The sequence below is a fragment of the Marseilla massiliensis genome (genome assembly GCF_016899955.1).
GTDB classification, from domain to species: domain Bacteria; phylum Bacteroidota; class Bacteroidia; order Bacteroidales; family Bacteroidaceae; genus Prevotella; species Prevotella intestinigallinarum.
Map to the genome: position 1 here is coordinate 158,395 of NZ_JACJJL010000003.1, position 21,713 is coordinate 180,107.

A 21,713-nucleotide genomic window follows, 5' to 3' on the forward strand; every position below is an offset into this window, starting at 1 on the left:
TCTACGTGCAATGGTTTTCTATGAAAAAAATATTAAAATATCGTTATTGGCAACTATTCGCAAAGTGATTCTGATTATTATTGCTTACTTTTGCACATCGAAAAAGGATACATATCATTTCGTAAACAATTTAAATATGGAAAAAAGTGCTTTGCAGAAAGAGAGAGCTGCATACCAGCCAAAGTTGCCGAAGGCTCTTAACGGAGCAGTAAAAGTTAAGGAGGGCGCTCCTACACAGAGCGTGGATAACCAGGAAGAGATAAAGAACTTGTTTCCCAATACATATGGTATGCCGGTTGTCGAGTTCGTTGAAAGTGATGAACCGAACAACAAGAGGATTAACGTAGGCGTGATTCTCAGCGGCGGCCAGGCCCCCGGCGGACACAATGTGATAACTGGGCTGTTTGACCAGATTAAGAAACTAAACCCGGAAAACCGCCTGTACGGTTTCATCTTGGGGCCCAATGGCTTGGTGGAGCACGACTACATGGAGCTGACCAAGGAGATTGTTGACGACTACCGCAACACCGGCGGTTTCGACATGATTGGCTCTGGGCGCACGAAGCTCGAGGAGGAAGAGCAGTTTGAGAAAGGTCTTGAGATACTCCGTGAGCTTGACATCAAGGCCCTCGTGATAATCGGTGGTGACGACTCAAACACCAACGCATGCGTGCTTGCCGAGTACTATGCGGCCAAGAACTGCGGCGTGCAAGTGATTGGTTGCCCGAAGACCATCGACGGCGACCTCAAGAACGAGCAGATAGAGACATCGTTCGGATTCGACACAGCCACCAAGACTTACTCTGAATTGATTGGAAACATAGAGCGCGACTGCAACTCGGCACGTAAATACTGGCATTTCATCAAGGTGATGGGCCGCAGCGCAAGCCACATCGCGCTTGAGTGCGCCCTGCAGTGCCAGCCCAACGTGTGCATCATTTCAGAGGAGGTGGAGAAGAACGACATGACCCTCAACCAGATTGTAGACAACCTTTGCCAGGTGATTGCATTCCGTGCATCGCAGGGCAACCACTTCGGAACGGTCATTGTTCCCGAGGGCCTGATAGAGTTCATACCCGCCATCGGCAGGTTGATCCAGGAGCTCAACGACTTGCTGGCCGCCCACGGTGCCGAGTATAAGGACCTGGATGCAGACGCGCAGCGTGAATACATCATCGCCCATCTCTCCAAGGAGAACGCCGCTACATTCGAGACGCTTCCCGCCGACGTTGCCCGTCAGCTCTCGCTTGACCGCGACCCGCACGGAAACGTTCAGGTTTCGCTCATCGAGACAGAGAAGCTGCTTTCAGACATGTGCGCCGCAAAACTCGAGAAATGGAAGGCTGAAGGCAAGTTTGTGGGCAACTTTGCCGCACAGCACCACTTCTTCGGATACGAAGGCCGTTGCGCTGCGCCCTCAAACTTCGACGCCGACTACTGCTATGCACTCGGAACGAGCGCCGCTCAGCTCATTGCCAACGGCAAGACGGGCTACATGGCCATCGTGAAGAACACAACCCGCCCGGCAGAAGAGTGGGTGGCCGGAGGCGTGCCAATCACCATGATGATGAACATGGAGCGTCGCAACGGCAAGATGAAGCCTGTGATACGCAAGGCGCTGGTAGACCTCGATGGCAATCCGTTCAAGACGTTCGTGGGCTGCCGCGACAGGTGGGCAAAGGAAACATGCTACGTTTACCCCGGCCCTATACAGTATTGGGGCCCGAGCGAAGTGTGCGACCAGCCCACAAAGACCCTTGCTTTGGAGCACGTGAAATAATGCATTCTGTATAATCATGACATCACATGTTGTTTTTATGTACGCAAGTTGCATAAAAGCAATGTGTGATGTTTGCTTAATAATGCTATAGCCAGTCAGTATGCCGTCAACAAATTCACGCCGCAAGGGGCGGCAGCGTCCTGTCCGTAGGCCTGCATCAGGCAGTTCGCGCAGGAGGTCGAAGCCCCGGTCGCTGTATTCGTGGTTGTTTCGTAAGCTGCCGGGGTGGGCGTGGCTCATCGGCGGAGGCTTGATTGTGGGGGCATACGTCTGGGCTTTCTACTACTTTTTTGTCAGTCCTTTCGGCTTCAGGTGGCGAGCGTTGTATGGCGACGCCTCTTATCCCGAAGGCTACGAGATACACGGCATAGACATAAGCCACCACCAGGGCGAGATTGACTGGGAGGTGCTAAGGAACAACGGCATGATAGACAAGTACCCGGTGCGCTTTGTCATGATAAAGGCGACCGAGGGAGCAAGCAACCTCGACAGGCGTTTCAAGGAGAATTTTCATCAGGCCCGCGAATATGGCTTTGTCAGAGGGGCTTACCATTTCTGGAGCACCACGTCGTCGGGGAGGGCACAGGCCGAGTATTTCCTGAGCAACGTGCAGCTTGAGGAGGGCGACTTGCCGCCGGTGCTCGACGTGGAGCGCAAGCCCAAAACGCAGACAACCGAGGAGTTCAAGGAGAGCGTGCTCACCTGGCTGCGCTTGGTTGAGAGGCATTACGGGGTAAAGCCAATCATATATACATACTATAAGTTCAAGATGGCTTACCTGAGCGACTCGGTGTTCGACGCTTACCCATATTGGATTGCACACTACTATGTAGACAAGGTGGAGTATAAGGGCAAGTGGAAGTTCTGGCAGCACACCGACTGCGGTCGCCTGCCGGGCATAAAGGGCTATGTTGACTTTGACATATACAACGGCAGTTACTATGACTTGCTGCGCCTGACGATAGGCAATCAGGACGACGAAGAAGACGATTCGTGGTACGACTGACATCCTCGGGCGGTCGGGCAGCTCTTTGCAGCGGCTGTTGTCTGTGGGTGTTTGCGGTGATAAACAATCCCGACAAGTTTTGCCTTTTTCGGCTGTTTAGTGCACATCTGGTCACTAAATGGCCCTTTTAGCGTTGCCATACGGCCTGTTCCGCATTGTGAAACGGGCCGTATGGCAACCCAAAACATACGGTTTTGCAACGTGCTGCCACTCAGGTAGTTGCCTGCCAGCGTCAAAGTGGAAGATAAATCTAGACATCGGGGCAGGCCATAGCGCCGTTTGGTGCATGCTGCCTGATGGCCGCCGTTAGCCTGCGGGCTATCTTTCAAACACCATGCAAGCCCATCCGTTGTCGCTGGCTGCACCAGCCTGCTTCAGTCCGAGCTCCGCAGCGCGTGTCGATATCAATCGGGCGTCTTCAGTATAGAAACCACTAAGCATGAGCAGGCCGCCCTTCTTCATCTTCGAGAAAAAACGAGGCATGTCTGCAAGCAGTATGTTGCGGTTTATGTTGGCAGCCACCACGTCAAACTCTCCGTCAACCGTGTCAAGCACATTGGCGTCGCCCTGCATGGCAGTAAACCTTCCGCCAACGTTGTTGGCCTCAGAGTTGTGGCGTGCGTTGTCAACGCTCCATTCGTCGATGTCGTAACCCACGGCACGTGCCGCGCCCAACTTCAATGCAGTGATGGCCAGTATGCCGGTGCCGCATCCGCAGTCGAGCATGGCCTTGCCTTCGAGCCTGGCGTCAAGCAGGCATGCCACCATCATCCTCGTGGTCTCGTGAGTGCCTGTGCCGAACGCCAGGCGGGCGTTAATCTCAATGGTAATGTCGAAGTGGCTTTGGGGCAGATGTCGCCCGTCGTGTATGCAGCAGCGGCTGCCAATGGTTATCGGCTCAAAGCCGTTTTCCTCCCATTGCTCGTTCCAGTCTTTGTATTCGGCATCCCTGATGGTGTAGGCAATCTTCACACCGTCCATCGGGAAGTCCTCTACAAGCCTGTCGATGGCGCCGCCATCGAATGCCCCGGTCTGCACATAGCCCCTTGTCCCGCAGTAGGTTTCTTCGAAAGCCTCGAAGCCTTCGTCGCCCGCAAGGGCCGCGATAAGGTCGCGCGCGTCTTGCATGGCATCGGCGGGAGCTGTTATCTTAAACTCAACTTCGTAGTATTTCATGATGTATTGATGTTAATTTGGCTTGCAAAAATACAAAAAATAGGCGAATCCCTACATGGGTTTAGGTTTTTTCCGTATTTTTGCATAGAAAGAACAAGTAACTTTGTAGCGCAATATGATAGTCAAAAAAAGAAAAGGAGGTTGTATATGAACAAGCTGGCAATGTTATTGGCCGTATCATTCGCGATCCCGGTCAGTGTCGCAGCCCAAGATGACATGTATTTCGTGCCGTCAGAGTCTGCCGACGCTCCTGTTAGCGAAGTGGCGGAAGAGCCCGCTCCCACGTACTATATAGGCAGTCAGCGTGATGTCGATGAGTATAACAGGCAGGGCACTTATGTGCAGCAGATAGACTCTGCTGGCAACGACATAATCGACTTCGACGGCACTGTTGGCGTTTACCCCGACAGCCTGCGTGACTATGAGTGCACGCGGCAGATGAGCCGTTTCGACGACTACTCGTGGTTCGAGCCTTACTGGGCCGGCTACAACGACGGCCGCTGGGACTCGTGGTGGTGGAACGATCCGTGGTATTACGGTTACTGGTATTCGCCGTGGTATTATTCCGGATGGTATCATTACCCGTGGCATTACTATAGTTGGTACCCGCATCACCACTACTGGTATGCCGGCTCATATTACCGGCCTTACCGCGGAATCACCGGCACGTCAAACCACGGATATGTCAGCAGAGGCGGACGTTTGTCGGGAGGCAACGGCTTCCGGGGCTACAGGGGCAACCGCGGCAACACTGTGAGCACGAGCCGCCGGCCATCGACCAACTTCAGCGGCAACCGCTCGTCGAACAGGGTGACCACGACAACCACGCGCAGGCCGTCGTACAGTAGCGGCAGCTCGTTTGGCGGCAGCCGCAGCAGCGGCAGTTTCAGTGGCAGCCGTGGTGGTGGCGGCAGCCGTGGCGGAGGCGGAGGGTTCCGCGGACGCAGGTGATTGAGTAAATATTTAGTATTGTTTTTTCGTAAAAGGATTTATTATGGATAGAAAGATATTGATGCTTGTGGCCTTGGTGGCGGCAGCTTCGGCCACCGCCCAAGAGACTTACGAGAATGCGCGCATAGCCACAGAAGACCTTAACGGCACTGCCCGCTACGTTGGAATGGGCGGCGCTTTGGACGCCCTTGGGGCCGACCTGTCGACCATAGGCACCAATCCGGCCGGCATAGGGCTCTTCCGCCACTCGCAGGCCAAGATATCCTTTGGCTTCGTGTCGCAGCAAGATGCCAGAGACTTTGACAATGCAAACAAGACAAACATGAGCTTCGACCAGGTGGGGTTCGTTTATTCGATGCGCAACGGTAGGAAGTCGTTTGTCAATTTTGCGTTCAATTATCACAAGAGCACTAATTTCAACCAGATTCTTTCGGCTGCCAACGTGCTCTCGGGGGCTTCGCAAAACAAGCTCTCTTACCTCAAGGGAGCCGGCGGACTGTTTTCCGTAGGGCCCAACGACAAAGGTGACCTGGTGGGTGACAACAACATGTTCAACTCTGTCGACTACCTTTATTACAATGCGTTCCTTACAACCCACGACGAGGATGGGGTGCCGTCGTATGGATACAACGACGCCACTGCGTATGCGTTCAACCGGGCAAGCAGCGGTTACATTGGCGAATACGACTTCAACATCAGCGGCAACATCGACGACCGGCTGTATCTCGGCCTTACCGTAGGCATTCATGACGTAAACTACAACGGCTACAGCGAGTATTCAGAAAACCTCGTCTCCAGCGAAGGCACTCCGGTTGGGAGCGTAGCCATAGGCGATGAGCGAATAATATCGGGCACGGGTTTCAACATAAAGTTTGGCATGATATTCAGGCCAATAGAGAATTCTCCGTTCAGGATTGGCATTTCGGCGTCGACACCTACGTGGTATGACCTGTCTACTCGCAGCCATACGGTCTTGGCAAACAATACCGACCTGGGTGAGTATGACTCTGGTACGAGCGACGAGGCTTACGATTTCAAGCTCTACACCCCGTGGAAGTTCGGCCTGAGCCTCGGTACAACGTTTGGCAACTATCTCGCCGTGGGAGCAAGCTATGATTATGCCAACTATGGCAAACTTGACACGAGGATAAACGACGGAGGCGGTTACGACTGGTATTATGGCGACTATTACGAGAGCAGCAGCAGCGACAAGGCCATGAATTCGCATACAGACCGCACACTGAAAGGCGTGAGCACGCTCAAGGTCGGCTTGGAGTTTAAGCCCGACGCCGCCCTGGCCATAAGGCTTGGTTACAACTACGTGTCGCCTATGTACAACAAGAATGGCTACAAGGACTACACTGTTGATTCGCCGGGCACTTACTACACCTCGTCGACCGACTATACAAACTGGAAGGCAACAAACCGCATTACCTGCGGCTTGGGCTACAGTGTGAAGAAGTTCTCGTTCGACGTGGCTTATCAGTATTCCGTCCAGAACGGCGATTTCCATCCGTTTACCGACTTCGGCTCGGCCGCCATGCCCGACGGTGAGAGAAACCTGGCCTCGTCGACCGACGTTAGCAACAAGCGCCACCAGGTGCTCTTCACCATGGGATATGCTTTCTGATGACACAGCCTCGTGCCTTATGGATGGTGAGGGGCATGCGGCTTGATTGCAGCCACAGCGGGCTGAAAGCCACATGGACACGACAGAGCCACGGCATCATGGTCGATGCCGTGGCTCTGTGTGTCAAAGAAAGGCTGCCGACCGGCCGGCTAGCTTGCTGCATGCTGGCTTCGTGGCGCCTCGTGTGAAACATTATTGTGGCATTTCTTGTCATTTATTCGTTCGTTTCGGCGATTTTGTGTAACTTTGTGCGGTTTATGACTGTATGGTGAAATGAAGGAAGGCGCAAAAGCATCTGTACACCAGATATTGACAGAGTACCTGGAACTGAACAACTATCGCAAGACTCCCGAGCGTTATGCGATACTTGATGCCATATACAGCATCAACGGACACTTCACTCTCGACGAGCTAAGTGCAAAGCTGAGCGACGAGTGCCATTTCCCAGTAAGTCGCGGCACGCTCTACAACACGTTGCGGCTGTTCATGGAGTTGCGGCTCGTGTTGCGCCACAGGTTCCAGGGTTCAACCAAATACGAGGCCTGTTACAACAACGGCAGCCACAGCCATCAGGTGTGCACAATATGCGGCAAGGTGGTTGAGATAAAGCTCCCTGAGGTGAGCCTTGCCATCAACAACCTGCACTTGAAGAGGTTTCGCAAAGACGGTTATTCGCTTTACATCTACGGGGTGTGCAGTTCCTGCCTGGCCCGGATGAAGCGTAAGAAAGCCAATGAGACAAAACAGAAATCACATAAAGACAAGAATAATGAACAAGGGTAAAGTTGATGTCCTGCTGGGCTTGCAGTGGGGCGATGAAGGAAAAGGGAAGGTGGTCGACGTGCTTACACCTCAATATGATGTGGTTGCACGCTTCCAGGGTGGCCCCAACGCTGGCCACACATTGGAGTTTGAAGGGCAGAAGTACGTATTGCGTAGCATACCTTCAGGCATCTTCCAGGGAGGCAAGGTTAACATTATAGGCAATGGCGTTGTTCTTGCTCCAGACTTGTTTATGGAGGAGGCAATGGCTCTCGAGGCAAGCGGTCACGACCTGCGCAACCATTTGCACATTTCAAAGAAAGCCCACCTTATAATGCCTACGCACCGTGTGCTCGACGCCGCTTACGAGGCAGCCAAAGGCAAGAGCAAGGTTGGCACTACTGGCAAAGGCATCGGGCCCACTTATACCGACAAGATATCCCGCAACGGTCTCAGGGTGGGTGATATTTTCGAGAACTTCGACCAGAAGTATAATGCATGCAAGGCCCGACATGAGTCTATCCTGAAGTCTATGGGATATGAGTATGACATCACCGAGGTTGAGAAAAACTGGATGAAGGGCATCGATTACTTGCGTAACTTCCAGATAGTCGACTCTGAACACGAGGTGAACGGTCTGCTGCGCGAGGGCAAGAGCATCCTGTGCGAGGGAGCGCAGGGCACGATGCTCGACGTCGATTTCGGCTCATACCCCTTTGTTACGTCTTCAAACACAATTTGCGGAGGTGCATGCACCGGTCTCGGCATAGGCCCGAACAAGGTCGGCGACGTGTATGGCATTATGAAGGCTTACTGCACCCGCGTTGGGGCAGGCCCGTTCCCCACGGAGCTTTTCGACGAGGTAGGCGACACAATTCGCCAGCTCGGCCATGAGTATGGGGCCGTTACAGGGCGCGAGCGCCGCTGTGGCTGGATTGACTTGGTGGCGTTGAAGTATGCAATCATGGTGAATGGCGTTACCCAGCTCATCATGATGAAGAGCGATGTGCTCGACGGTTTCGACACAATCAAGGCTTGTGTGGCATACAGGCAGAACGGTAAGCAGATTGATTATTTCCCGTACAACATTGAGGAAGGCATAGAGCCGGTATACAAGGAGATGCGCGGCTGGAAGACAGACATGACGAAGTTTACTTCCGAAGACGAGTTCCCGAGGGAGTTCCGCGAATATGTCGCATTCCTTGAAGCAGAGCTCGAGACACCGATAAAGATTATTTCAATAGGCCCCGACAGGGAGCAGACAATAGTAAGAGAGTGATGGCACAAAAACCAAGCATACCTAAAGGCACACGCGACTTCTCTCCTGTGGAGATGGCCAAGCGCAATTATATATTCGACACCATACGTTCGGTGTTTTCGCTCTATGGTTATCAGCAGATAGAGACGCCTGCCATGGAAACCCTCCAGACCCTAATGGGCAAATACGGGGAGGAAGGTGACAAACTGTTGTTCAAGGTATTGAACAGCGGCGACTATCTGAGCAAGGTGACAGACGAGGAACTTTGTGAGCGCAATTCGCTGCACATGGCTTCAAGGCTGTGTGAGAAAGGCTTGCGTTACGACCTTACCGTGCCTTTCGCAAGGTATGTCGTCATGCACCGCGACGAGCTTCAGCTGCCCTTTAAGCGCTACCAGATTCAGCCAGTATGGCGTGCCGACCGCCCACAGAAAGGCCGTTACCGTGAGTTCTATCAATGTGATGCCGATGTCGTCGGCAGCGATTCACTGCTCAACGAGGTTGAGCTGATGCAGATAGTAGATACGGTTTTCTGTCGCTTCGGCATCAGGGTGGCGATAAAAATCAACAACCGCAAGATACTGTCCGGCATAGCCGAAGTTATCGGCGAGGCCGACAAGATTGTTGACATTACCGTTGCTATCGACAAACTGGACAAGATTGGCATCGACAACGTCAACGCGGAGCTTCGCGCCGACGGCATTTCTGAAGAGGCAATCGACAAGCTTCAGCCCATAATCAACATGAAAGGGACCAACGAGGAAAAGCTCGACGTCATTGCCGGACTGCTCTCCGGAAGCGAGACCGGCATGAAAGGCGTAGACGAGACCAGGTTCATACTCAACTCACTGAAGGCTGCCGGCCTGAAGAATTGCATCGACCTTGACCTCACCCTGGCCCGCGGCTTGAACTATTATACGGGTGCCATATTCGAGGTTAAGGCCCTTGACATACCCATGGGCAGCATAACCGGCGGCGGACGCTATGACAACCTGACCGGCATATTTGGCATGCCGGGCCTCAGTGGTGTCGGAATCTCTTTCGGGGCAGACCGTATCTTTGATGTCCTCAACGCCCTGGAGCTGTATCCCGACGACGCTGTGAACGGCACGCAGTTGCTGTTTATCAATTTCGGCGATGCCGAGGTGGATTATTGCCTGCCTTTGGTGGCAGCAGCGCGTAACGCCGGCATAAGGACCGAACTGTTCCCCGATGCAGCCAAGATGAAGAAACAGATGGCCTACGCCAATGCCAAAGGCATCCGTTTCGTGGCCTTGGCAGGCGACAATGAGATTGCGGAAGGCAAGGTGACTTTGCGCGACATGGCCACAGGCGACCAGCGACTGGTTGACTGCGAAGAGCTTGTGAGCCAAATAAAAGGCATTTGATTGCTTATTGACAATGCGGCCTGCCGGTGGGCGGGCCGCTATCTTTACTTTTACTAAATACTAAGACAGATGAAAAAACTAAGGATTTTGATTTATGCAGCCATCATGGTCTTTGTGTTGTCTGCATTCAAGAGAGACGGCGTAGTCACCATTTTCATGATTGGCGACTCTACCATGGCAAACAAGAGCTTGAAGAACGGCAACCTTGAACGTGGCTGGGGGATGGCCCTTCCATGTTATTTTGACGACGGGATAAGGGTTGACAATCACGCCGTCAACGGGCGTTCGTCGAAGAGTTTCATAGATGAGGGCCGGTGGCAGAAAGTGGTCGAAAAGATAAAACCGGGTGATTACGTGTTTATCCAATTCGGTCATAACGACGAAAAGCCCAAGCCCGACAGGCATACAGAGCCCGGGTCGACATTCGACGAAAACCTCCGCAAGTTTGTGAGGGAGACCCGCGACAAAGGAGGAATACCTGTATTGTTCAATTGCGTCGTGCGCCGTAACTTCATGAAAGAGCCCCCCAAGAACGACGATGATGAGGCTTTGCGTAACACCACAGGCATGACCAAGGGCCAGAAGCCCGAAGACGAGGGCGACATACTGGTAGACACACACGGCGATTACCGTATTGCGCCAATGAATGTTGCCAAGGAAATGGGCGTGGCTTTTGTCGACGCAAATAAGATAACGCATGACTTGGAGCAGGGCCTTGGCCGCGAAGACTCAAAGAAACTTCACATGTGGTTCTATCCCGGCGAAGAGCCTTCTGTTCCGAAAGGCCGCCAGGACAACACCCATTACAATGTTTACGGCGCCCATGTGGTTGCCCGCTTGCTGGCAGACGCCGTGACCAAGGAAGTGCCCGCGTTGAAGAGGCACCTTTTGAATTATGACATTTCTGTGGCATCAAACGGTGTAGGCGATTATTTCAGCGTACAAGAGGCCGTTGACAAAGCTCCCGAGGGGAAGAAAACCACCATACAGCTGTTCCCCGGAGAATGGGAGAAGCCAAACATTCCTGAAGGCAAGAAGGTCAAGTTCATACTGCGTGACGGCGCAAAGTGGAAAGAATAAAATAATATTAATGCGTGTTTAATATTTGCACGGGTAATTATTTATGACTAACTTTGCATAGGATAAATAACTAAACAAATACAATTATGAAGAAGAAGTTTATTTGCTCCGTATGTGGTTACATCTACGAGGGCGAGGCAGCACCCGAGCAGTGCCCCATTTGCAAGGCTCCCGCATCTAAGTTTGTTGAGCTCTCTGACGACGGTCAGGCCACGTTTGCCACAATGCACGTGCTTGGCGCAGCCCGCAAGGAGGGTGCAACCGAAGAGATGATAAAGGACCTCGAGGCCCATTTCAACGGCGAGTGTGGCGAGGTAGGCATGTATCTGGCCATGAGCCGTCAGGCAGACCGCGAAGGCTATCCCGAGATAGCTGAGGCTTACAAACGCTATGCATTCGAAGAGGCAGAGCACGCTTCCAAGTTTGCCGAGCTGCTGGGAGATGTCCTGAAGGACACCAAGAGCAACCTGCAAGCCCGTATTGCAGCCGAGAAGGGCGCTTGCGAAGACAAGTTCCGCATTGCCAAGAACGCCAAGGCTGCCGGCATGGACGCCACTCATGACACCGTTCACGAGATGGCAAAGGACGAGGCACGCCACTGCGCAGGCTTCATCGGCCTCTACGAGCGTTATTTCGGCGAGAAGAAATAAGCCACAGAACAATAAATAACAGTAATAGCCGTTTTATCATTATGATGAAACGGCTATTATTTTTCTGTCATATCATGTTGGTTTTCGTTGTGTTCGCCTCGTGCGACGACAACGACTCGTTCACTACCAACCCGTCGTCAATCCTCAGTTTCTCTAAGGATACGGTGTCGATGGATACGGTTTTCAGTACCGTGCCAACGTCTACATACACCTTTTGGGTATATAATCACAACGATGATGGCCTGCGGCTCAGCCAGGTGCGCCTTGCCCGTGGCAACCAGAGCGGTTTCCGCGTGAATGTAGACGGCACATATCTCGACAACTCCATGGGCAGCCTTGTGCGCGACCTTGAGGTAAGGGGGGGCGACAGCATACGTGTTTTTGTTGAACTCACGTCGTCGCTTACCAACTCTTCCGACCCCCAGCTGGTGGAAGACAACCTCGTTTTCACCCTTGAGAGCGGCACTGAGCAGCGCGTCAACTTGCGTGCGTATTCATGGGATGCCCTTCTGTGCCGCAACGTTGTGATAAGCCGTGACACAACTATAGCCTCGTCGAAGCCTGTCGTGGTGTATGGCGGGCTGACGGTTGACAGCGGCGCCACGCTAACGGTCACCGCCCCGACCAAGCTCTATTTTCATTCTGATGCCGGAATCGATGTCTACGGGCGTCTGGTGATAAGCGGGTCGGCCGGCAACGACGTCGTGTTGCGCGGCGACCGAACCGACCGAATGTTTGATTACCTGCCTTACGACCGCGTGAGCGGGCAGTGGCAGGGCATACGGTTCCGTCCTTCGTCTACGGGCAACACCATTGCCTATGCCGACATACACAGTGCCACCGACGGCATAGTGTGCGATTCTGCGGCTTACGACTCCATTTCGCCGCGCCTTTCGTTGGCCAATGTTACTATACACAATTGCAGAGGGGCAGGCATCAAGGCATACAATGCATACATAAAGGCCGAAAACTGCCAGATAACCAACACCCTTGGCGATTGCATGGCCATCTATGGCGGCAAGGCGTCTGTCTTGTATTGCACCCTTGCCCAGTTTTATCCGTTTGATGCCCAGCGTGGCGTGGCTTTGCGCTTCGCCAACAGGTATGGCGAGGCCGACTATCCGTTGCACCAGATGGAATGCTGCAATTCGCTCGTCACCGGCTATGCAAGCGACGAGATGATGGGCGAAACGGGCGACACGCTCGTTGCGTTCAATTACCGGTTTTACGATTGCATACTGCGCACGCCACCAATCGGCGACTCACTATTGCTTGAAAAGTTTGTCAATGTGGTTTTTGAAGTGCCCGAGGACACCGTCCAAGGCACCGACCATTTTGTCAACATAGACACCGACAACCTGTATTACGACTTCCACCTCGACTCGCTTTCAACAGCGCGCGGGCGTGCAAAATCCATCGATGCCTGTCCGCTCGACCGTGACGGGCGTGAGCGCGGGCAGGCACCTGACGTGGGATGCTATCAGTATTTCGGGCGTGAGGGTGCTACATCTGGTCGTCGGTGAACGACAGCGGCATCAGCGTGTTGATTCCGTCTATCACATACACGTGGCTGGTGCCATAGAGCAGTATGCGTATTTTGCGCTTATGCCTGAATTCGGTTTCCACCAGCGCCTGCCTGCAACTGCCGCAAGGCGTCACCGGCTCGGCCAGCAGTCCGTCGGCGTTGCGCGCGGCTATGGCAATGGCCACGACCGGTGTTGAGGGGTATTGAGCCCCGGCGGCAAACAGGGCCGAGCGTTCGGCGCATATCGTTACGGGGAAAGCAGCGTTCTCCTGGTTGCAGCCTGTTATCTCCTTGCCGTTCTCCAGCAAGACGGCGCTGCCCACGCTGAAATGCGAATATGGCGAATAAGCGTTTTCGGTGGCTTTGATGGCCAGTGAAACAAGGTGCTGCTCGCTTTCCGACAGCTCGTTTGTCTGGCAGACCTTTATTGTCGATTTGAGTACTCTTTCTTCCATAATAATCCTAATTTTGTCGCAAATTTAATAAAAATGCTGTAGTAAATGGATTGTTTTGAGTATTTTTGCACGAAAATATAGTTCTTTATATGAAACGTCGATTTATCACTCTGCTTATGCTTTCTCTTTCAGTGTCGATGATGGCACAGATGAAGTGGAACCAGAGCTACCAACAATATTTTGACCAATATAAGGATTTGGCCATTGAGCAGATGATGAAATACCGCATCCCTGCCAGCATAACGCTTGCTCAAGGGGTCTTTGAATCGGGCGCCGGCAAGAGCGAGTTGGCCCGCCGCGGCAACAATCATTTTGGCATAAAGTGCCACGGTTGGCGTGGGGCAAAGACATATCATACCGACGATGCGCCAAACGAGTGCTTCAGGGCTTATAAGAATGTATACGAGAGCTACGAAGACCACTCAAAGTTTTTGGCCAACGGGCGGCGCTACAGCAATCTTTTCAGGCTCAAGATAACCGACTACAAAGGGTGGGCGCGCGGTTTGAAGGCTGCCGGCTATGCCACCAATCCGCAGTATGCCAACCGGCTTATCAACATCATCGAGCTCTACGGGCTTTACCGTTACGACACGGCCAAGAGCTACGACAAGTTCTTTGCCCGCCACGCCAAAGACCAGGCTGTCAACGGCATACTGCACGCCATATATGCATTCAACGACAATTACTACATAAAGGTGCGCCGTGGCGACACGTTCAACAGCCTTGCCGAAGAGCTTGACGTGTCTGCCCGTTCGTTGGCCAAATACAACGAGCTCGACCGCGATGCCGTGCTTTCTGAAGGCGACATTGTTTATCTGAAGAAGAAAAAGAAGCGCGTGCCCAAGGAGTTCAGGGGGCGCATACACTATGTGCGCCCGGGCGAGTCGATGTATAGCATAGCCCAGTTGTATGGCATACGCATAAAGTATCTGTACAAGATGAACCGCCTCTCGCCCGACTATCAGATAAAGCCCGGCGACGGCTTGCTGTTGAATTAGCCGAGTTGCGGCGGCGTGCGCCATGGGTGGCCGGCCCTGCGTCATGATGTCGGCCCGATGGTTTCGGTTGCTGTTGCTTCGCGGCGTTTTCCGGCGGTGCACCGCATGATGGTTTCTCATGCAGAGACCGTTGTGGTGCGTCGCCGTTTTTAGCTGTAAGGCCCGTCGTGCCAGCCCGTGCGTGTCGCCGCCGCCGGCCCATGGGTGCAATCCACAGCCTTGTCGTGCCTCATTATGCCCTTGTGGCAGCCAGCCTTCACAATTTGGCCGTATATACAAATGCGTCGCCGAACAGGCCTGCCAAGTCGACAGGGTTGCGGAACAGGCCGAACACGCTGCTGCCGCTGCCGCTCATCGAGGCATATACTGCGCCGAGCTCGTATAGCTTTTGCTTAATGAGGCCAATTTCCGGATGCAGGGCAAACACCCCCTCTTCAAAATCGTTTGAGAGCCTCGAGCGCCACGTTTCTATCGGTTGCATCACTATTTCCCTGCATTTCACTTCTGTCTGCCTGGGCTTTATGCGCGAAAAAGCCTCTTTCGTTGATATTGGTATGTGCGGACAGACAATGCCTATGGTCAGTCCTTCCAGGCTGAGGTCTATCGGCTCGAGCTTTTCGCCTATGCCTTCGGCGTATGCCGGCACCCCCATCAGGAAAAACGGGCAGTCGGCCCCGAGCCTTGTGGCATAGTCTTTCATTTCAGTGTCGCCCATGCCGAGGGCAAACATCCTGTCGAGCAGTTTTATCATGAATGCGCAATCGCTCGACCCGCCTCCCATGCCTGCCTGCGTAGGGATGCCTTTGTAAAGGTGGGTGTGTATGCGCGGCAGGTCGTAACGCTCTTTTATCAGGTTGTAGGCTCTCACCACCAGGTTGTCTTGTTCGTTGCCTTCGATGTTTATGTTAGTCACTTTTATGTCGCAGTCGGTGGCCGACGGGAACCCCTCGTCCATCGTTTGCACTTCCAGCGCGTCTTTCAGCGGGATGGGGTAGAATACGGTTTCCAGGTCATGGTAGCCGTCTGCACGCCGTCTGACGATGTTTAACCCCAGGTTGATTTTTGCTATCGGGAAATCTATCATGCTGCAAACTTACAAAAAAAAAGTGAAACCTGATAATGCTCCATGCCAATATTGTGGTTTGTGTGCATTGGTTTTCCACACCGGTATGCAGTGTTTCCAATGCCCGCCCGCCGCTTTGCGCTTTTGCCCGCCGCGAGTTTCCGGCTGTCGCGGTTGTTGTCATGTTTGTTTACATCGCGGTCATGGTGCGCTGCTATGGCCCGTTTCGTGTTGCCAAACGGCCAGTGTAGCATGGCGTCGGGGCCTGTTTTGCGTTGCCAAACGGCCTGTTTCGCGCGGTGGCTTGCCTCGGCTTTGCAACCATTTGGCCATTAGGAAGTTCGCTAAATTGGGCTTCGCGGAATCAATTGTTTACACAATGCTTGCTTGGGCTTGCCTGTGATGGTTTTTTATTTCGTAAATATTCACCACTTTTTGAAACTACATGTAGATATAATGATTTTATTTGTATATTTGCAAAAGATATGTTGCGCCCGTGTATATTAAAGCGAGCTCGCATTACTCACGTTTTCATTATCTTTGCAAAATCCGGGCGTCAGAATCGAGGATGTGCCATATTGCAAGGCAGTGATTGCATGCTTACGGTTTGTCGGCGGGCGCACACACTTGAAACCATAGGGTAAAGAATGCTGGTTATGGGCAATGCAGGCAATAATAGAAACAGAAACACATCGCGCAAAAAGGCGCAAAAGCCAAGCCGCCGGGCTGATTGGCTTTTGCGATTCAGTGCATTTCTTCGCTCCAAAATCGGCTTGGCGTTGTCTGTATTGTCAATTGCCGTTTTGGTGTTTGCCAACATCTTCCTTGACTCCCGCACAATGGTTTCAGTGCCTTCTTATGCTTTTTGGTTTGTCTGCCTCGCGTTTGGCATTGCGGCCTTGTTTCGGGCGTGGTTTAAAAACACTGTCGGCAATGGCTTATGGATTCTGCATCTGTTTCTCGGGGTATTGGCGGGGGTGTTGTTTTTCAGCTTTGTCTGGCTCGCGTTCCTCGGGATCAACTATGCATGGCGAAGCCCTCAAAGCCATGTTTACAAAGCCGTGGTCGTTGATATCTATATGAAGCGTGCGGGGCGAAGCGTGCAGCATATCCTGTTGTTGCGTTTTGTAGGAAATGACGTCACATATCCCTTAACCGCAACCGGCAGCGAATCCCAAACGGTAATGGTTGGCGACACTTGCAACCTGGAAATAACCAGAGGCTACTTAGGCTATTACATCATCAACGGCCATGAGTGGCAGGGGCGATATTTGGAGCCGATGGACAGTCTGCCCGATTTAAGGCATTTAATAGAATATTAACCAACATACAGCACCACAAATATGGACAATAAACTGAAACGCCTGGTAGAGCTTTGGCATGATGCAGACAACCATCACAGCATAATAGATCTGCTGGAGAAAATGCCAGAGCAAGAGCGTGATTTCGAAACAGTCAGCTTGCTTGCCCGTGCATACAACAATGTGGAACAATACCAGATGGCCTACCATCTGCTTAAGTCGGTGGCCGACGAGGGGCAGCACGATGAGAGATGGCATTTCCGTATAGGTTACGCCCTCTTCTACATGGACAGGTACGCCGAGGCATTGGAGCATTTCAAGGTGGCCGACAGGATGAGGCCCGGCGAAGGCGATACGTTGTATTTTATCAGGTTTTGCAACATACATCTGCCGCTTAGGAAGCGGGCCGACGATTTCTGGCAGTGGCTTTCTGCCAACGAAGAGCAGCTGGCTGGCATCGCCGAAAAACGTGATGCCGGAGCGGTGGCGGAAAAGGTAGACTTCATAGCATGTGGAACGCGTTTGCTGGGCGACGATGTTCTTTTCAATATCGGAGGCGACCATGAGTTCAGTTTCTCCGTGAGTGGCGCCCACGAGTTGTTTCATGTTTACCCTTATGTCATATCGCGTATGCCCGACAGCCTGAAGAACAAATGGCGGGTTGAGCCTTTCATCCAATCTGCAGGCAGCTCTTTTTCGCTGCGCATGGGTGGTAAGGAGGTGTATATGGACGATGTATGGGTTGCGGCCGATTATGACAAAGACGGCAATTGTTTCACCATATCATTCTATAATGATAGCCTTGTGGCGTTGGAGGCGGAACAGCGCATGGGCATGTTCATGCTGATGCTGGACTATATGCTCGGCGAAGGCGTCGTCTGTCTGTATATAAATGATGTGAAGCTGGCGCAGGGCATGGCCGATGGCATGGTGAGGCTGACCGAGCTGCGCCGGCTCATGGCAGAAACCGTTGAGGCGGGTGGGCGCAAGTTTGTGGAAAGTCCGGCCGATTCTTATGCCACATACATGCGAACGCCGGAACAGAGCAATGAATTGCGGTTCGACGTGACGGTTGGATCCACCTGCTTCATGCCTTTGGTTTCAGAGTATTATTCAGGCTCTACGGGCATATTCGACCGCTTGAACGGTTTCGGGGCACATGCAGCCTTCATCGCATTTCCTGCTGGAACGGATGGCGGCGACGATTCGGCCAATGAGGCTCTCAGCTTCCGCCACGACCTTGAAGACATGATAGAAAACGACGTGCTTGCCCCCGAGGGGCTGGGGCGTGTGATAGGCGGAGCCATGGGGCGCGACTATTGTTACATCGACTTGATTGTCTTCGATGTGGAAGCCTGCTTTGACAAACTTAAGGCTGTGCTCAGTCGGTATCCAGGACGCAAGTTCTACCTTTCCGATTTTCGCAAGAATGGGGAAATATACAGTTTGTCGGAGCCGGAGGAAGGCAGCGGCAACGATGGCCACGATGCTGGGCAAGCCGACGCAGCCAGCGGTCCGGCTGACGGCGCAGCCACCGGCAGACAGGCGGCAACAGCGCCCGACAAGGGTTACACCGGTGAAGAAGCCGAGGCCGTAAGAAAGCACATCGAGCGCTTTCTGGGCAAGTATGACAGTGTGTTCCTGGGGGCGCGCACCGACAGGCTCACGGTAGACATCTGCATCATCCCACCGACCGATGACAACAGTTGCTACACATTGGTGACCATGGGCATGGGGGCGCATGTCATGAATGTGCCCGACAATCTGGCCGACGAGCACCTCGAGAGGGCCGAATTGGCAATATCGTTGCCGGCAGACTGGAAACTTGATGCCGAGTCGCTTGCCGACAACGCCTGGTATTGGCCTGTCCGTATGCTCAAAGACACCGTGCGCTTCCTGCTGACCAACAATGCGTGGATAGGCTGGGGCCATACGCTGAGCTTTGACGATGGCCCTTTTGCCGCCAATACCAAGTTGGCTGCGGCCTTGGTGATACGCTTGCAGGGAGTGGGCGAGGGAGGTGGCAGCTGCAGGTTGCCGTCGGGCTCGCTGGTCAATTTCTATCAGCTGATACCTGTTTACCCTGAGGAATTAGACTATAAAGCCAAGCATGGGGCCGGAAAACTGTTGGAAGAGCTGGCCGGGTTGAGTTATCTCGTAAATCCGAATCGGGTCAATGTCTTTAACCTGCTTGGCTTGACAGACACCGCTCCTGTGACAGAAGATGCCTGGGAGGCTGTGGCCAATCCGCAAGATGGCATAAGGGCAGAAGTAGTGGAGCACATAACCCGATATTTCGGTGACCCCGTCGAATGCTTCAGCGAAGTGTCCGAACCCGACATCCCGTTGCATGTCGTGGTGGTAAAGCCCCGAAAGAAACATGACTATTACACGCTGCTGACCCTTGGCATGAGCGATTACGCATTGGGCAACACGCATGGAAGCGATGGCGAGCCTTGCCGTCAGGAACTGCTGATAAACCTGCCGCCCGACTGGGACATGAACCGCGGCGACTGGAGCGACGAGAGCCGCTACTGGCCGGTGAGGCTGTTGCTGGCTTGCGCGCGCCAGGCCATCAGGCAGCGCACGCCGTATGAATGGGGCGAGGTCAATGACCAAACACGCAGTTTCTGTGAAGGCACCAAGCTCTGTGCCGCCATCTGTCTGTCGCCAGGCGTATTCGGTGAGGAGTCTTTTATGAGGGAGCTGAATGCCGGCGGCGAGGTGGAATTCATGCAGGTGATTCCGCTGTATGCAGAAGAGTCGGCACTGGCCGCCAAGGAAGGCGTTGACCGTATGCTTGACTGTTTTCCCGACGAACTGCTCGAAGTAATCAATCCACTTAGGGCGAATGCCGTTGCCGACGCAGAGACGGTGGGCTACGACCCGTCGGAAATAGACAATGCCGACAAGCACAAGAGCATTGCTGCCGACAACAGTCTAGACATTGAGCCATTGGCCGCCTTCAACCATATCGCCATCTACCTGCGCTGGTGCATAGAGCGCGGGCTAATGAGCCGTCCGTTTCTTTTCAAGCACAACGATGTGGCCGACGCCGTAAGGCAGGGCCACAGCCCCGACTTGAGGATGTTGCTGCGCGACGACCCCGATTTCGGCGGCAGACTTACATCGTTGAGCCTTGATCACAAGGGAACCCGCTTCACCGAATGGTACAATTTTGAAAACCGTTCAACCCCATACGAGTACATAGACGACATCAAGGCATACGCCGACGGCTTGATAGAGGCTGAAGGGAATGGCGGAGCCGCTGCCTCGGAGTTTTCTTACCTGCTGTTGCCATGGTCTGAAAGGTATTATCAAGACATGGCAAAAGTAATTGACAGGCGTTTTGAAGAGTGGACAGCCCATCGTGGCGGCGATGGCGACAGCTTGCATGAAGGCCTCGTGCCGACGATTGAGATAAAGCCCTTGCTCAACGACTGGGCCGAAGCCGACATGTGCATGGCCAGCGACAGAATTGTTGTCGAAGGCATGAAGGTGGGGTATTGCTACCGTGAGCGGCCGTTGCTGTCTGACCGTGGTTGGAACAGCGGATGGGTGTTCTTCGCAAATGACAACGAAGACGATGACGAGGGCAAGTTGAGGTATTATCCGCTAAACACTGTTTGCAACTACGACCCTGACATAATCGGGCTGCTGGGAAGCCAATACGGCAAGGTGTTCTATCGTGATGAAACAGGCCGTTTCGTGGAAGACGCAGGCGACGATGCCGATGGCGGCGACCAGGGTGGTGCAAAACCGTTGGAGACAGATGCGGAACAGATGGCCGGAGACACCGTGGCGGAATCGATATTGTTTGAGGGCAAGGCCATGCTTTCTGTGCCCGGTTGGAGCCGGGAGGACTTCTTGCGTGGGTTGAGCGACAAGGGGCACATTGTAGAGCCGTGCACCGGCGACGGCGATGCCACCCACATGTTTACTGTGGATGGCATCCGTGTGGCTGTGTCGGTGTCGCATTGTCCTATTCCACAAGACGAGGCTGTTGGCATGGCCCGGCGCAATGATGAATGGCCGTTGGCGGTTGAGATGGCCAAAAGCCATGTGGCCCACGCAGTAATATCTGTTTATGGCAATGAAGAATCATTGTTGGAGTGTGGCCGGCTGTACGCCGGGCTGATGGACGTCTGTTGCCATTTGCCCAACGTGTCAGCCATTTGCCCAAACGGCGTTGCCTACGAGCCGCAACAGTATTCGGCCCTTGCCGGGGCAGTAGATGGCGATGAGCTCCCTGTTCAATGCTGGATTTGGGTAGGCACATACAAAGGCGAGGCCGGGACCTGCGCCTACACCTTGGGCATGGGTGCCTTTGGCAAAGACGAGATGGAGGTGCTTGATTCGCATCTGTCATCATCGGAAGTGCGTGATTTTCTTGTGAACATGGCGTCGTATGTGATTGAATGTGATGTAGAATTGCATGATGGCGAGACCATCGGTCGAACGAAGAACGAACAGATGACCGTGAGCAGGAGCACTGGAGTGGCGTTGCCCGACAGAATGACAATAAAGTTTGGCTACGAGAAATCGGACGATGGCATGTCGGACGCAGTTGATTCGGAAGACATTCTTATGGACGACGCTGCCCGCCATCTGGAAACTCTGCATGAAAAGAACCTGCCGGTAGAGGAAATTACGGCTTACAACCATTTGGCCATATACCTGAGATAGTGTG

At 53.3% G+C, this 21,713-nt stretch carries 16 protein-coding genes; 13 read left to right on the forward strand and 3 right to left on the reverse strand.

The window, feature by feature from the left end:
• Nucleotides 1-136: 136 nt before the first annotated feature.
• Nucleotides 137-1,780 carry a diphosphate--fructose-6-phosphate 1-phosphotransferase gene (locus H6B30_RS02825; RefSeq protein WP_205107702.1) on the forward strand — a complete coding sequence of 548 codons (1,644 nt, stop codon included), beginning with the start codon at nt 137-139 and terminating at the stop codon, nt 1,778-1,780.
• Between the two features lie 100 nt (nt 1,781-1,880).
• On the forward strand, nt 1,881-2,786 hold the full coding sequence (locus H6B30_RS02830; protein WP_205107704.1) for a glycoside hydrolase family 25 protein: 906 nt from the start codon (nt 1,881-1,883) through the stop codon (nt 2,784-2,786).
• Between the two features lie 318 nt (nt 2,787-3,104).
• Here H6B30_RS02830 and prmA read toward each other — a convergent pair whose 3' ends face one another.
• Entirely contained in the window at nt 3,105-3,962 is an 858-nt protein-coding gene (gene prmA / locus H6B30_RS02835; RefSeq protein WP_205107706.1) for a 50S ribosomal protein L11 methyltransferase, read from the reverse strand.
• A 147-nt stretch (nt 3,963-4,109) separates the two neighbouring features.
• On the opposite strand from prmA, the gene H6B30_RS02840 reads away from it, so the two are divergent.
• The 8 genes from H6B30_RS02840 to H6B30_RS02875 all read left to right on the forward strand — a co-directional run bounded on the left by H6B30_RS02840 (nt 4,110) and on the right by H6B30_RS02875 (nt 13,204).
• Nucleotides 4,110-4,913: a hypothetical protein gene (locus H6B30_RS02840; protein ID WP_239483463.1), complete on the forward strand. Its 804-nt coding sequence runs from the start codon at nt 4,110-4,112 to the stop codon at nt 4,911-4,913.
• Nucleotides 4,914-4,956: 43 nt separating this feature from the next.
• The gene (locus H6B30_RS02845; RefSeq protein WP_205107708.1) at nt 4,957-6,543 is read left to right on the forward strand and encodes a hemin receptor; all 1,587 of its coding nucleotides are present in this window, start codon (nt 4,957-4,959) and stop codon (nt 6,541-6,543) included.
• A gap of 273 nt (nt 6,544-6,816) precedes the next feature.
• Nucleotides 6,817-7,326 (forward strand): Fur family transcriptional regulator, encoded by a 510-nt coding sequence (locus H6B30_RS02850; RefSeq protein ID WP_205107710.1) that lies wholly within the window; start codon nt 6,817-6,819, stop codon nt 7,324-7,326.
• Nucleotides 7,313-8,584, forward strand: coding sequence for an adenylosuccinate synthase (locus H6B30_RS02855; protein WP_205107712.1), 1,272 nt, complete (start codon nt 7,313-7,315; stop codon nt 8,582-8,584). Before H6B30_RS02850 ends, H6B30_RS02855 begins: the two co-directional genes overlap by 14 nt.
• Complete coding sequence (hisS, locus tag H6B30_RS02860) at nt 8,584-9,951, forward strand: histidine--tRNA ligase (RefSeq protein ID WP_205107714.1); 1,368 nt, start codon at nt 8,584-8,586, stop codon at nt 9,949-9,951. Before H6B30_RS02855 ends, hisS begins: the two co-directional genes overlap by 1 nt.
• A 69-nt stretch (nt 9,952-10,020) precedes the next feature.
• Nucleotides 10,021-11,031: a rhamnogalacturonan acetylesterase gene (locus H6B30_RS02865; protein WP_205107716.1), complete on the forward strand. Its 1,011-nt coding sequence runs from the start codon at nt 10,021-10,023 to the stop codon at nt 11,029-11,031.
• 86 nt (nt 11,032-11,117) lie between these two features.
• The gene (locus H6B30_RS02870) at nt 11,118-11,681 is read left to right on the forward strand and encodes an NADH peroxidase (protein ID WP_205107718.1); all 564 of its coding nucleotides are present in this window, start codon (nt 11,118-11,120) and stop codon (nt 11,679-11,681) included.
• A gap of 74 nt (nt 11,682-11,755) precedes the next feature.
• Nucleotides 11,756-13,204, forward strand: a complete 1,449-nt coding sequence (locus tag H6B30_RS02875) for a right-handed parallel beta-helix repeat-containing protein (RefSeq protein WP_239483465.1) — start codon at nt 11,756-11,758, stop codon at nt 13,202-13,204.
• Here H6B30_RS02875 and H6B30_RS02880 read toward each other — a convergent pair.
• A complete protein-coding gene (locus H6B30_RS02880; protein ID WP_205107720.1) occupies nt 13,185-13,661 on the reverse strand; it encodes a cytidine deaminase in 477 nt (158 codons plus the stop codon). The genes H6B30_RS02875 and H6B30_RS02880 overlap by 20 nt on opposite strands.
• Nucleotides 13,662-13,750: 89 nt before the next feature.
• Here H6B30_RS02880 and H6B30_RS02885 point away from each other — a divergent pair, with 89 nt between their 5' ends.
• Nucleotides 13,751-14,659: a glucosaminidase domain-containing protein gene (locus H6B30_RS02885; RefSeq protein WP_205107722.1), complete on the forward strand. Its 909-nt coding sequence runs from the start codon at nt 13,751-13,753 to the stop codon at nt 14,657-14,659.
• A gap of 256 nt (nt 14,660-14,915) precedes the next feature.
• On the opposite strand, the gene ispE is transcribed toward H6B30_RS02885, so the two are convergent.
• Nucleotides 14,916-15,743 carry a 4-(cytidine 5'-diphospho)-2-C-methyl-D-erythritol kinase gene (gene ispE, locus H6B30_RS02890; protein WP_205107724.1) on the reverse strand — a complete coding sequence of 276 codons (828 nt, stop codon included), beginning with the start codon at nt 15,741-15,743 and terminating at the stop codon, nt 14,916-14,918.
• 635 nt (nt 15,744-16,378) lie between these two features.
• Here ispE and H6B30_RS02895 point away from each other — a divergent pair.
• Together H6B30_RS02895 and H6B30_RS02900 are read left to right on the forward strand one after the other, a co-directional pair.
• Nucleotides 16,379-17,044, forward strand: a complete 666-nt coding sequence (locus H6B30_RS02895) for a hypothetical protein (RefSeq protein WP_205107726.1) — start codon at nt 16,379-16,381, stop codon at nt 17,042-17,044.
• 21 nt (nt 17,045-17,065) lie between these two features.
• Entirely contained in the window at nt 17,066-21,709 is a 4,644-nt protein-coding gene (locus H6B30_RS02900; protein WP_205107728.1) for an immunity protein Imm33 domain-containing protein, read from the forward strand.
• The last annotated feature ends 4 nt before the right edge of the window (nt 21,710-21,713 follow it).